Origin of the sequence: Peptostreptococcus sp. D1 (assembly GCF_900112955.1) — a bacterium.
Classification (GTDB): Bacteria; Bacillota; Clostridia; order Peptostreptococcales; family Peptostreptococcaceae; genus Peptostreptococcus.
Genome location: NZ_FONP01000001.1, coordinates 359,907 through 373,067, shown reverse-complemented (window position 1 = coordinate 373,067; position 13,161 = coordinate 359,907). Strand labels below are relative to the sequence as shown.

Genomic DNA, 13,161 nt, shown 5'->3' with positions numbered 1-13,161 from the left:
ATTATATCATAGAATGCCTAGCCTCCGTTTTGGGGTGTGTGAAATTTTTTCTGTATTATATATTATTATTTTGTATTATTATATATTTTTATTTTATATTATTTTAATATATAGTCGATGATATTACAGCTTTCTCCGTTTTTCTTGTATACTCTTGGAACTCTTCTATTAATATTGCACAGAACTTCATGCTCTATTGTATCGCAGCTGTTTGCTATTTCTGTTACAGAAATCAATCCCTCTCCAAACAGAACTACATCATCGTTTATTTTGACATCCATATCCATCGGTACTCGGACCATGCATTGATCCATACAGATTCTGCCAACTATTGGGCATTTTTCTCCGTTTATATATACATAAGGATTTTTTCTGCCTCTGAGGAAGCCATCTGCATATCCAACAGCGATGCTCGCAATTTTTTCTTGGTTGGTAGTAAAATACGTTCTTCCATAGCTAATTGACGTATCGGGATCTAATACCTTTACATTTGTAACCTTTGCTTTAAAGGACATAACTGGTTTAACCTCTACTGTTTTATTTACCTCGTCTGACGGATAGATGCCATATTGAATTATTCCCGGTCTAACCATATCAAATTCGACATCTGTATCCAGTATTTCTGCACTGTTTGAGCAGTGTCGTATTCCAAGCTCCAAATCATTTTTCTGTAATATATCTATCACATCCTCAAATCGTTTCAATTGAATTTTCTCAAACTCCTTGTTCTTTGAATCTGAGGTTGAGAAGTGTGTGAATATACCCTCTATTTTTACGTTCTGTAGCTCGCTGATATATTTAACGTCCTTTAATATATTTTCGTAATTTTTTTCTATAGCCAAAAATCCCAATCTTGACATTCCGGTATCTATTTTTATATGAACCTTGGCAATTTTATTAATATTTGAAGCTACTTCATTTAATTTTTCTGCTGTTTCAATGTCGAATATGGTTGAAGAAATATTGCCCTCGATGATATTTTCATAGTCATTGGGATTTGTGAAGCCCAGATTTAGGATTGGAAGCCTTATGCCATTTTCTCTCAGCTCCAAGCCCTCAGAGCTTCTGGCAACTGCCAAAAAATCAGCTCCAAGGCTTTCATAAAGCTTGGACATTTCTACAGAGCCATGACCGTATCCGTTAGCTTTGACCACCATACATATTTTGGTGTCCTTAGACAGCTTATTTCTTAGTCCCTCATAGTTGTATTTTAGTGCATCCAAATCAATTTCAACCCAATTCGCACTCGTAATTACTTTGTTCATATTGTACCTCCAATATAAAAAACTGCAGTATATGCAGTCTTAGTTTTTCTAATTATAGCACAAAATTTTCAAATAATACATATATTTTGGAAGATTTTATAGAAAAATTAAAAAAATCAGAAAATTAATAATAATATAATATGTTTTTTTCTTTTAATCAAATAATATAATCTATATCAATCTATTTTTGTAATTTAATTAATAAAAAACAATAATAAATTGACATTATTTAAATTATCGAAATATATTGATAATTTTGAAATGATATTTTATATTATCGCTTAAACGATTTTTTTATATTTTGTTAATTTAACAAAATATATTATTTTATATTTTTATAGTTAGTATTCATAAGAAAAGAGATTATATAATTTATTAGAAATTATTTTTTAGTATAACAAGTGTTAAATTACTAACTAAAGATTGAAAAAATGAAATATTCTGAAAGTATAAAGAATATTAGTAAAAGGAGAAAAAAATAGATTTTTTTAAATAAACATTATTATTTATAATTTGTATTTAACAGAAAAACAAAAAGTGTATTGGTTAATAATACTATGTTCCACAGATGAAAAAAGGTTGAAATATACAAAAAATACAGATATTACTATATTTAGTTAAGTAAATAATGATAAAAATTTTAAAAATATTTTTTTAACAATAAAAATATAATATGATTATTTTAGCTTGACAACTTAAAAAAATAAAATTATAATATGATTGTAAGTTATAAAATTAGTTATAGTTAAGTATTTTATCAACCTGATAAAATAAATTAAAGGAGGAAAAAATATGAGCAACAAAAGTAGTTTAAGGGACATCTTTACGTTTGGTTTTGCCTTATTTGCGATGTTCTTTGGTGCAGGTAACCTGATATTCCCACCATATTTGGGGATAATAGCAGGTCCACAGTGGTTTACTGCATTTGCAGGGTTTACGTTTGCCGATGCTGGTCTTGCACTTTTAGCGGTAATTGCAATTGCATATTGTCGTGGTGAAATAATGGAATTATTTGGTAGAATAGGAAGAGTTCCTGCAATATTATTAAGCTTTGCAGACATAATGTGTGTTGGTCCGTTGTTAGTTATACCTAGAACTGGTGCGACAACATATGAAATGGGTATTATGCCTATTTTCGGAGAAGGTTTGCCAATCGTTATTGTAGTAGTTATATTCTTCGCATTGACTTATATACTTACTGTTAGACCTTCAAAGGTTATCGATATAGTTGGGCAGGTCCTTACTCCATTCTTGATTGTGGCTTTATCAATAATCATCATAAAGGGAGTTGTATCTCCTTTGGGTCAGCCAACTGCAGCTCCAATGATTGATGAGGTATTCAAGAGAGGTATTATGGATGGCTACCAAACTATGGACTGTTTCGTTTCTATAGCAGTTGGTTCAGTGCTTATGCTAACTCTTTCTAATAAGGGCTATACAGAGCCAAAGCAGCAGATATCTGTGCTTATCAAGGCTGGCTTGATTGCTTGCTTGGGCTTGGGTTTAATATACGGTGGTTTGACTTACTTGGGCTCAACAGTGTCAACTGTATATGACGAAGGCGTAAAGCAATCACAGGTTATAGTAAATATTACACAGATGCTGCTAGGAAATACTGGAAAGATAGTTTTGGCGATAGCAGTTTCTCTTGCTTGTCTTACTACTTCAATTGGTCTTACATCTGCAACTGCAGAATACCTATCAATGCTTTCTAAGAATAAGGTTAGCTATGCTAAGTGTGTGTTATTCGTTTGTATATTTGCAGCGGCAGCAGCTACAATGGGTGTTAGTGGACTTGTTAAGATAGCGAATCCAATATTGACGATAGTATATCCACCTTCAATCGTTCTAATAGTATTGGTATTCTTCAAGGAAAGAATTAAAAGTGATATGGTATATAAATTTGCAGCAGGTATGTCTGTAATAATATCTACATTGACATTGTTATCAGCAAAAATACCGGCACTTGGATTTGTAAATAGCTTACCATTAGCAAGCTTTGGATTTAACTGGATGGTTCCTACTATCATTGCTGGTGTATTAGGCTTTATATTCAAGGGTAAATCAAAGACTGCTACAAATGCATAGTAAAACGCATAATCATATAGTAAAATGCATAATCGCATAGTAAAGGCGCATAATATCGATTAGTTTTATTGAAAATTAACTTTAACTAGATTTATAATAATTCGTGAATAAAATTAATTAAATAATAAAAATAGGGGTTTGGTTTTCAAGCCTCTATTTTTTATCTTATTTTTTATGCAAAATGGAGTGGTTTTTTATTTTAATAATGACCTCTCCTACTTGAGAATTATATTGTTTTATGGTATAATTTTTAATTAGGTAAAAATTATATTAAAGCTCATAATTAAAGCTTGTACGAGCTTATAAATAATTTTATTTAGTTTTTGGGCTTGTAATTAGAAAATTTCAATCTACAAATTAGAAAGGTGATATAAATGCTAGATAAGCTTAGAGTTTTGGAAGACAAATATAATGAGTTGAATGAAAAGGTCGCGAATCCTGATATTATAAGTGATCAACCGACTTGGCAGAAGCTTATGAAGGAAACCTCTGAATTAGAGCCTATTGTTTTAAAATATAGAGAATATAGAGCTGTGAGCAATACAATAGCTGAATCAAAGCAGATATTGGAAGAGGAAAGTGATGAAGAGCTAAGAGAGCTTGCAAAGCTGGAATTGTCAGAAGCGGAAGAAGCTGTAAAGCAAATTGAACATGAATTAAAAATTTTGTTGGTGCCTAAGGACCCTAATGATGACAAGGACGTTATTGTTGAAATCAGAGGTGGTGCAGGTGGAGATGAAGCTGCTCTATTTGCAGGCGATTTGTTTAGAATGTATTCTAGATATGCTGAAAGAAGAGGCTGGAAAACGTCCTTTCTTGGATCTAACGATACTGGTGTAGGTGGATTCAAGGAGGTTTCATTTATGATAAAGGGTAAGGGTGCTTATTCGAGATTGAAGTATGAATCCGGTGTTCATAGAGTTCAGAGAATACCTACCACTGAATCTGGAGGACGTATACATACTTCTACTGCAACAGTAGCTGTGTTGCCAGAGGCTGAGGATGTCGAAATAGATATCAGTCCTGAGGATATCAGAGTGGACGTGTTTAGAGCATCTGGAAATGGTGGACAGAGTGTTAATACTACGGACTCAGCTGTTAGAATAACACATATACCTACTGGAGAGGTTGTTTCATGTCAGGATGAAAAGTCACAGCTAAAAAATAAGGAAAAGGCTATGAAAATATTGAAGGCAAGACTTTATGATAAGGCTTTGGCTGAGCAGCAAAAAGAGATTGCTGCTGAAAGAAAGAGCCAGGTAGGCTCTGGAGATAGATCTGAAAGAATTAGAACATACAATTTCCCACAGGGGAGAGTTAGTGATCATAGAATCAATTTAACACTTTATAAGCTTGATTCGTTTATAGATGGAGATTTGGATGAGATGATAGATGCGTTGATTACAGTTGATCAAACTGAAAAAATGTCTTCTATTTACTAGTATAATTTTATTAGGATAATTTCTTGTGAAGGAGGTTTTACAAAAATAGTTTTTATTAGAATTGATAATAAGGGAATGCTTATTGAAATAAAAAATTTTTGTGAGCCTCTTTTTTAGTGAATACCTAGTAAATATGAAGAATTGCGAGAGTGATAATATGGAATTTATGAAAAAAAATACAGTAGTTGAAAGGATAGATCCAGATAATATCGACAGCAAGGTAATAGAACGGTTTGGAAAAATGCTTGCGGATGGAAAAACGGTGATTTTTCCGACTGAGACAGTCTATGGCTTGGGTGCAAACGCACTTGATGAACAAGCTGCATCTAAAATATATGTGGCAAAGGGACGTCCAAGTGACAATCCATTGCTCGTTCATGTTGCTGAGAGAGAGGATATCAATCCATTAGTTGTAGATATGGATGAGAGAGCAAAAAAATTGATTGATAGATTTTGGCCGGGACCCTTGACAATTGTTTTCAAAAAATCTGATTTGATTCCAAAGGTGACAAGTGGTGGCTTGGATACTGTTGCAATTAGGATGCCATCAGACAAGGTTGCCAGAGCATTGATAAAAGCATCTGGTGTTCCAATAGCTGCACCATCAGCAAATCTGTCTGGAAAGCCCTCTCCAACGAAGCCAGAGCATATTATAGCAGATATGAATGGTAGAGTTGATGGGATTTTGGTAGGTGGCTTCTGTGATTTTGGTGTTGAGTCAACAATAGTTGATCTTTCTGAGAATGTTCCCATGGTTTTGAGACCTGGTGCGATTACATTGGAGATGTTAAAGGAAGCTCTTGGAGCTGTAAGACTAGATCCGTCGCTTTCTTCTCATAGCGATAATATCAAGGCAAAGGCTCCCGGAATGAAATACAAGCATTATTCACCTAATGCAAATATATTTATGGTGACGGGTGGTATTGATAGGCTTGTTGAGCTGTCGGAATTTTTATTGGAAATGAAGGATAACGCTGAAAAGAAAATTGCAATACTGTGTATGAAGCAAAATGTTGCTAGATTCGATGAATTAAAGCTGAAATTTAGAAATGTCAATGTATTTTCTTTGGGAAGTACCTATGAAGAGGTGGCAAGAAATTTATTTGATGTATTGATAGCCTTGGATAAAAGAAATATTGATGTGGCATATGCTGAAGCCTTTGAAGAAAAGGGTATTGGTGTTGCCATAATGAATAGATTGAAGAAATCTGCTGGATACAAGTTTGTATAGTAAAAAATTGATTTTAATTGGAGGAAGAAATATGAAAATAGCATTGGCTTGTGATCATGGTGGTCTAAATTTGAAAAATGCCATCAAAAATCATCTTGAAGGGAAAGGGTACGAGGTTTTGGATTTTGGTACTGACACCACTGATTCTGTAGATTATCCGGATTTTGCGTATAAGGCGGCGAAATCGGTAGTAGATAAAGAGGCTGAATGTGGTATTTTGGTCTGTGGAACAGGTATTGGAATAGGTATTGCTGCAAATAAGGTCAAAGGAATAAGATGTGCGACATTGGGAGATACCTTCTCAGCACGTATGACAAAAGCACATAATGATGCAAATATGATTGCACTTGGTGAGAGAGTTACTGGTATTGGACTTGGGCTAGACATCGTTGACGCATATCTAAATTCTTCGTTTGAGGGTGGAAGACATCAATCAAGAGTTGATAAAATAACAGAAATTGAAAATAGCAGCCTTTAGAAATGAAAAATATGATTTATATTATTTTTTTTATTAATTAAGGCATGACTGAAATATCTGTAGATTTTTATCGATAATTTATTTATAAATTATTGATAAAATGCAAAATACGTTTTATAATATCATAGACAGAAATTAATGCAGGTAGCATTGATAATATAAGTTTTTATTAAATTAGGAGGATAATATGAACAAAGTAACAGTTACTGATCACCCATTGATTCAACACAAGCTAACGTTGATGAGAAAGCAAAACACTGGCTCTAAGGATTTTAGGGAGCTATTAACAGAGATTACAATGTTGATGGGATATGAGGTTACAAAGGATTTACCTCTTGGAGATGTTGAAATAGAAACTCCAGTGGCAAAGATGACAGCGAAGGAGCTAACAGGGAAAAAATTGGCGATAGTTCCGATTTTAAGAGCTGGAATAGGTATGGTGGACGGATTAATTAGCTTGATTCCAGCGGCAAAGGTTGGTCACATAGGATTATATAGAGATCCTGAAACTCTTCAGCCGGTGGAATACTATTGTAAGCTGCCACAGGATATAGGCGATAGAGAGGTATTGCTAGTAGATCCAATGCTGGCTACTGGTGGATCTTCAGTGGCTGCTATACAGCTTCTAAGAGAAAAGGGAGCTAAAAGCATCAGAATGGTTAATCTTGTTGCTGCTCCAGAGGGAATTGCAGAGGTTCATAAAGCTTATCCGGATGTTGATATTTATGTTGCGGCAATAGATGAAAGATTAAACGAACACAAATATATTGTTCCCGGTCTAGGTGATGCTGGAGATAGATTGTTCGGTACAAAATAATATATAACAGGGCTTTGATTTTTGTAATTCGACTATGTATATTTAATTTTGGGTTATAATATTGATTTATTTTGTTTTGAGAGATGGAGTGATGATAGCATTTGCTAAAATCGCTCCTTTTCTGTTTTGAAGATACCATTTTGGGGGAAAATATATGGTAAAATATAAAAAGAATTGTAGTATTTGTATGAAAAATATAAAAAATTTGATAGTGATTATAATTTATAGGGTATATACCAACCATAATAAAAAATACTATGAATATTACATATAGTCGATACATATTTAAAAAAATTGTGTCAAAAATTCAATAATAATTCATCATATATTCTATTATTATTTAGACAGAAATTATAAATTTATGATATTATATATTAGTCAAATAGTAAGATAGGTATTTGATTTGTTGTGTGTTATTGTGAGTGAATATAGGAGTATGAGGTAAAGCAATGTCAAAGAAAGGTGTTTGGATAGAAGCGATGAGAGTTTTTTCTTTAATTTCACAGCTTGGAATAATCGTAGCTGTGTGTATTTTTGGGTGTGGTTTTTTGGGAAGGCTTTTGGATTCAAAATTATCAACCTCTCCCGTATTCACATTGATTTTTATTTTTATTGGTATCGGGAGTGCGTTTAGTGGCGTATATAGAACTTTATTACCATTTATGAAAAAGAGGAAGTGATGCTTTGGATAAACAGTTGTTAGATAGCTTGATGAAAATATATAAAGGAATAGTTGTATATGATATTATTGTGATTATTGCTCTATTTTTTTTCAAGTACTTTTCAATTAAATATGTTGGGGGATTGATTGCAGGAAGCCTGGTAGCAATGGTGGCTTTGTTTATGATGGCGAGAAATATAGAATCTGTTGTGGATAAAAAGACCAATGCGAAGCTTTGGGCAAGCCTGGGGTATATGTCAAGAATCCTACTTTATGGTGCAATTTTGATATTTGCGGCAGTCTCAAAACATATTAATATTTACACAGCTGCTGTCGGGCTAATAAGTACAAATATTGTAATAAAGGCTCAGCAGCTACTATCAAAATTAAATAAGGGGAAGGAGGACTGATTTATGTATCAAGCGAAATATATACTTTATTTTGGCGGCTTCAGGTTAAGTGAAACAATAGTCGTTCAATGGTTGATTATGATTTTTTTGATATTGCTTTCATTGTATTTGACTAGGAATCTCAAAGAGGTGCCTACTACAAAAAGACAGGTGCTTGTTGAAATGGCAGTCGATAGTCTGAGAAATCTTGTCACTGATACCATGGGAAAGAGATTCGTTGAAAATGCACCTTGGATTATTGCATATATTGGAAGCATCTTTATGTTTTTCGCAGCCTCAAATCTAATTGGATTGCTGGGATTAAGATCTCCAACTACAGATTTAGATACTACAGTAGCATGGGCAGGAATTACAGTTTTCATGATTTACTTTATGGGAGTTAAGTTCCAAGGAGGAAAATACTTTAAATCGTTGCTTGAGCCGACACCTATTATGGCACCATTAAATATTATCGGTGAAATTGCAAGACCTATTTCATTGAGCTTCCGTCCATTTGGTAATATTTTGGGTGGTGCGATCATTATGTCTTTACTTTATAAGCTATTGAGATTTGTTTCAGAATTGATTCCAAATCTGAAGATACCAATAGGTCAGTTAGTAATACCGGTGCCATTGCATATGTATTTTGATTTATTTGCAGGAACATTGCAAGCGTTCATATTTATAATGTTGACAATGGTGTTTGTCGGCAGCACAGCAGAGGAGTAAAAATTAATAGTATTTTGATTAGTAAAAAATTAAAGTAGATTAGTAAAATATTAAAATGAATTAGTATAATATTAAAAATTAGTACTTTTATATAAAAAGATTATATCAAATTAATAGGATTAAAAGATTAACAGGATTAGGTAACTTAAGGAGGAAAATAACATGTTAGAAGGAATGAGCTTGGGAATAGCAATAGCTGGTTCAGCAATTGGTGCAGGTATAGCAGTAGCTACAGGTATAGGTGCAGGTATAGGTCAGGGCTATGCAGCTGGTAAGGGTGCAGAGGCAGTAGGAAATCAGCCAGAGGCAAAGAGCGATATCATATCTACCATGCTTTTGGGTCAGGCTGTTGCGGAGTCATCCGCAATATATGGTCTAGTTATAGCTATAATAATTCTATTCGTAAATCCTTGGATCGGATAATAGCAAGTCGTAATGATTTGTATTATTTAGAGAGGAGGATTAGTAATGGAATTTAAGCCTTTAGTTGGTTTGACATATGAATTCTTTTTCACTCTTGCCAATACATTGTTGTTGTTTTTTATTCTAAAGAAAATACTTTTCGATAAGGTTTTAGCTGTAATTGAAAGACGTGAAGCTGGAATAAAAAGCGATATTGAAATTGGTGAAAAAGCGAAAGAGGAGGGTCTTAGACTAAAATCTGAGTATGAAGAAAGAATCGAAGGTGCCATAGTTGAAGGTCAGGATATAGTAGAAAGAGCGAGAAGAAGAGCAGAAGAAAGATCTTCTGAAATAATTGCTCAAGCTAAGCTTGATGCTACGAATATCAAAAATAAGGCTTCGGATGACATCGTTAAGGAAAGAGAAGCTACGTTCAATAGCATTAAAAATGAAATTTCTGATATGGCGATTCTGGCGGCATCAAGGGTTATTGAAAAGGATATCGATAAGTCAAAGCATGAAGCTTTGCTGGATGAATTTATTAGAGAAGTAGGAGAAGCAAGATAATGGTTGGTCAAGTGGCAAATAGATATGCTGAAGCAATATTTGAGCTTGCAGAGGAAGAAAATAAGGCTACTGAAATATTCTCTGAGCTGGAGCAAATAGCCAAGACCATATCAGAAAATGCAAATTTATATGATGCGCTGAGGTCTCCATTTGTTTCAAGAGCTGATAAGAAGAGTATTGCTGATAAGGTTTTTTATGATGGCTTTTCGAGCTACACAAAAAATCTTGTCAAGGTTCTTATCGATAATGGCAGGACTACTGAATTTGCTTCAATTGTAGATTCATTTAAAAATATGCTATATGATAAAGAAAAGGTTGCTGAGGGTATTGTAATAACGGCTATACCTTTAAGCAACGAAAAAATTTCTGAGCTGGAAATAAAGCTTTCTGCAAGATATAATAGGAGCGTTAAGCTTGTAAACAAAATAGATGAGAGCATCTTGGGTGGAGCTCTTGTAAGAATAGGAAATGAAGAGATGGATGGAACTGTAAAATCTAGACTAGATGATCTAAGGGAACAGCTATCTCAAGTAATATCATAGAAATGGTGGTGAATCCATGAACTTAAAACCAGAAGAAATTAGTTCGATTATTAAGAATCAGATTAAAAATTATGAAAATAAAGTACAGCTAAATGATACTGGTAGCGTATTAAATGTTGGTGATGGTATTGCCAGTGTTTATGGACTTGATAATGTAATGTCTGGGGAGCTTGTAGAGTTTCCGGGTAAAATATTTGGTATCGCACTAAATCTAGAAGAAGAGGTCGTGGGAGTAGTAATACTTGGTGACGATTTCGGGATTAGAGAAGGTGATGTTGTAAAAAGAACTGGAAGAATAGTTGAGGTGCCGGTTGGCGAAGCTATGATTGGTAGAGTCGTAAACGCTTTGGGACAACCGATAGACGGAAAAGGTGAAATCAAAACTGATAAGACTAGACCTGTTGAAGCCCCAGCCCCAGGAATAATGGATAGAAAATCAGTTTTTGAACCCTTGCAGACTGGAATAAAATCTATAGACTCCATGATTCCAATCGGTAGAGGACAGAGAGAGCTGGTAATTGGTGATAGACAGACAGGTAAAACCTCTATTCTGATAGATACAATATTAAATCAAAAAGGCAAGGATGTCATTTGTATATATGTTGCAATTGGTCAAAAGAGATCTACTGTTGCTCAGCTAGTATCGACCTTGGAGGATTTTGGAGCGATGGATTATACTATAGTGGTATCTGCAACTGCTTCTGAATCTGCACCATTACAATATATTGCACCGTACTCAGGTGCAGCTATTGGTGAGGAATTTATGTACAACGGCAAGCACGTACTTATTGTATACGATGATTTGAGTAAGCAGGCAGTTGCATATAGAGAAATGTCATTGCTATTAAGAAGACCGCCGGGGCGTGAAGCGTATCCTGGTGATGTATTCTATCTACATTCAAGATTACTTGAAAGAGCTGCCAAGCTTTCAGATGAATTGGGAGGAGGATCGATGACTGCTCTTCCTGTCATAGAAACTCAGGCTGGTGACGTTTCAGCTTATATACCTACGAATGTAATATCTATTACAGATGGACAGATATATTTGCAGCCAGAATTATTCTATTCAGGAATTAGACCGGCAGTTGACCCTGGTATATCAGTTTCAAGAGTTGGTGGGTCTGCACAGATCAAGCCTATGAAAAAGATAGCCGGTACACTAAAGCTTGCATATTCTCAATATAGAGAATTGGCTGCTTTTGCACAGTTCGGCTCTGACTTAGACGAAGATACAAAGAGAAGATTGGCACAGGGGCAAAGAATAGTTGAAGTATTGAAGCAGGATGAGCATAAGCCTGTTACAGTTGAAAATCAAGTTGTGATAATCTATGCTGTAATAAATAATCTGCTGGAAGATATAGAGCTGGAAGATATCAAGGCATTTGAAGAGGGTCTATATATATTCATAGCCAATGAGTATCCAGAAATACTTCAAAAAATATTGAATAACGAAGACTTTAATGAAGAATTAAAGAAGATTATTGAAGAATACAAGGTAAAATTTAAAGCACAGTAATACTAGCTAAAGGAGGAGTACGGATATGGCAGGCGCAAGTATGAAGTCCATAAAAAACAGAATTGCGAGTGTAAATAATACAAAGCAGATTACTAATGCCATGTATTTAGTTGCATCCTCTAAGCTTAGAAGAGCTAAGCAGGTAGCAGATGAATCAAGTGAATATTTCAACACAATGTATGAAGCTATTGTCGAAATATCTGTTAATACGAAGGGTGTTAATAGTCAATTATTGAAGGAAAGAGAATTAAAAAATAGATGTCATATCATAGTAGCAGGTGATAGAGGTCTTGCAGGCGGATATAACATCAATGCTTTTAAAGAAGCTGAAAAATATTTAGGTGTAACAAAAGACTATGTAATTACTGTTGGGAAGAAATCCTATGATAGATATAGCAAAATGGATGGAGTTGAAGTGATCGATAGTATCGAATCAGCAGAAAGCTATAGCTATTCTGATATTCAAAGAATAACGAATAAGGTTGTGAAGATGTTCCTTAATGAAGAAATAGATGAAGCTCTTTTCACATATACGAAATTTAACTCGGCTCTTTCACAGGAAGCAAAGGTAATAAAGGTTCTTCCTTTAGTTTTTGATACACCATTAGAATATGGTGGAGAGAGATACAAGGAAATTCAAGAGGAATTGGATCCAGATATCTATATTAGTGAAGATATAATTAAGGAAAGAGAAGAAAGACGAAGAAAAGAAGACGAAGAAGCAATGCTCTTGGTCAATAAGATAAAGGCAAAGTCAGTGGATTCGAGATCGAAGGTAAAATATCTTCCATCTCCTCAAAAAGTTCTTGAATTTTTGATACCTACATATATTTCTGGAATACTTAACGGTGGAATCGTTGAATCATATGCTTCCGAACAGGGAGCTAGAAGAACAGCGATGGAATCAGCAACTGACAATGCGAATGAAATGATTCAAAATCTTGAATTAAGCTACAATAGAGCTAGACAGTCTGCCGTAACTCAAGAAATAACTGAGATTAGTGGTGGAGTTGAAGCTCTAAAGTAAGGAGGAT

General features: G+C 34.3%; 14 protein-coding genes. 13 read left to right on the top strand and 1 reads right to left on the bottom strand.

Features of this window, described 5'->3' with window-relative positions; all coding sequences use genetic code 11:
* Window positions 1–98: 98 nt before the first annotated feature.
* The gene (gene alr, locus BM120_RS01730; RefSeq protein ID WP_091992758.1) at window positions 99–1,265 is read right to left on the bottom strand and encodes an alanine racemase; all 1,167 of its coding nucleotides are present in this window, start codon (window positions 1,263–1,265) and stop codon (window positions 99–101) included.
* A gap of 792 nt (window positions 1,266–2,057) precedes the next feature.
* Between alr and brnQ the strand changes: the two genes are divergently transcribed.
* The 13 genes from brnQ (at window position 2,058) to atpG (ending at window position 13,154) form a co-directional block, all read left to right on the top strand.
* Window positions 2,058–3,353, top strand: a complete 1,296-nt coding sequence (gene brnQ / locus BM120_RS01725; RefSeq protein ID WP_091992757.1) for a branched-chain amino acid transport system II carrier protein — start codon at window positions 2,058–2,060, stop codon at window positions 3,351–3,353.
* 374 nt (window positions 3,354–3,727) lie between these two features.
* The gene (gene prfA, locus BM120_RS01720; RefSeq protein ID WP_091992756.1) at window positions 3,728–4,795 is read left to right on the top strand and encodes a peptide chain release factor 1; all 1,068 of its coding nucleotides are present in this window, start codon (window positions 3,728–3,730) and stop codon (window positions 4,793–4,795) included.
* 157 nt (window positions 4,796–4,952) lie between these two features.
* A complete protein-coding gene (locus BM120_RS01715) occupies window positions 4,953–6,026 on the top strand; it encodes an L-threonylcarbamoyladenylate synthase (RefSeq protein ID WP_207645681.1) in 1,074 nt (357 codons plus the stop codon).
* Window positions 6,027–6,057: 31 nt separating this feature from the next.
* Window positions 6,058–6,504, top strand: coding sequence for a ribose 5-phosphate isomerase B (gene rpiB, locus BM120_RS01710; protein WP_091992755.1), 447 nt, complete (start codon window positions 6,058–6,060; stop codon window positions 6,502–6,504).
* A 187-nt stretch (window positions 6,505–6,691) separates the two neighbouring features.
* Complete coding sequence (upp, locus tag BM120_RS01705) at window positions 6,692–7,321, top strand: uracil phosphoribosyltransferase (RefSeq protein ID WP_091992754.1); 630 nt, start codon at window positions 6,692–6,694, stop codon at window positions 7,319–7,321.
* 449 nt (window positions 7,322–7,770) lie between these two features.
* Window positions 7,771–8,001, top strand: coding sequence for an AtpZ/AtpI family protein (locus BM120_RS01700; protein WP_091992753.1), 231 nt, complete (start codon window positions 7,771–7,773; stop codon window positions 7,999–8,001).
* A gap of 31 nt (window positions 8,002–8,032) precedes the next feature.
* Window positions 8,033–8,392 carry an ATP synthase subunit I gene (locus BM120_RS01695; RefSeq protein ID WP_177187344.1) on the top strand — a complete coding sequence of 120 codons (360 nt, stop codon included), beginning with the start codon at window positions 8,033–8,035 and terminating at the stop codon, window positions 8,390–8,392.
* A 3-nt stretch (window positions 8,393–8,395) separates the two neighbouring features.
* Window positions 8,396–9,100 carry a F0F1 ATP synthase subunit A gene (gene atpB / locus BM120_RS01690; RefSeq protein ID WP_091992751.1) on the top strand — a complete coding sequence of 235 codons (705 nt, stop codon included), beginning with the start codon at window positions 8,396–8,398 and terminating at the stop codon, window positions 9,098–9,100.
* A gap of 162 nt (window positions 9,101–9,262) precedes the next feature.
* Window positions 9,263–9,523, top strand: a complete 261-nt coding sequence (gene atpE, locus BM120_RS01685) for an ATP synthase F0 subunit C (protein ID WP_091992750.1) — start codon at window positions 9,263–9,265, stop codon at window positions 9,521–9,523.
* 45 nt (window positions 9,524–9,568) lie between these two features.
* Window positions 9,569–10,069, top strand: a complete 501-nt coding sequence (gene atpF / locus BM120_RS01680; RefSeq protein ID WP_091992749.1) for a F0F1 ATP synthase subunit B — start codon at window positions 9,569–9,571, stop codon at window positions 10,067–10,069.
* A complete protein-coding gene (gene atpH, locus BM120_RS01675; protein ID WP_091992748.1) occupies window positions 10,069–10,611 on the top strand; it encodes an ATP synthase F1 subunit delta in 543 nt (180 codons plus the stop codon). The genes atpF and atpH overlap by 1 nt, the downstream gene beginning before the upstream one ends.
* 16 nt (window positions 10,612–10,627) lie before the next feature.
* Window positions 10,628–12,127: a F0F1 ATP synthase subunit alpha gene (atpA, locus tag BM120_RS01670; RefSeq protein ID WP_091992747.1), complete on the top strand. Its 1,500-nt coding sequence runs from the start codon at window positions 10,628–10,630 to the stop codon at window positions 12,125–12,127.
* A gap of 25 nt (window positions 12,128–12,152) precedes the next feature.
* On the top strand, window positions 12,153–13,154 hold the full coding sequence (gene atpG / locus BM120_RS01665) for an ATP synthase F1 subunit gamma (RefSeq protein ID WP_091992746.1): 1,002 nt from the start codon (window positions 12,153–12,155) through the stop codon (window positions 13,152–13,154).
* Window positions 13,155–13,161: the final 7 nt, after the last annotated feature.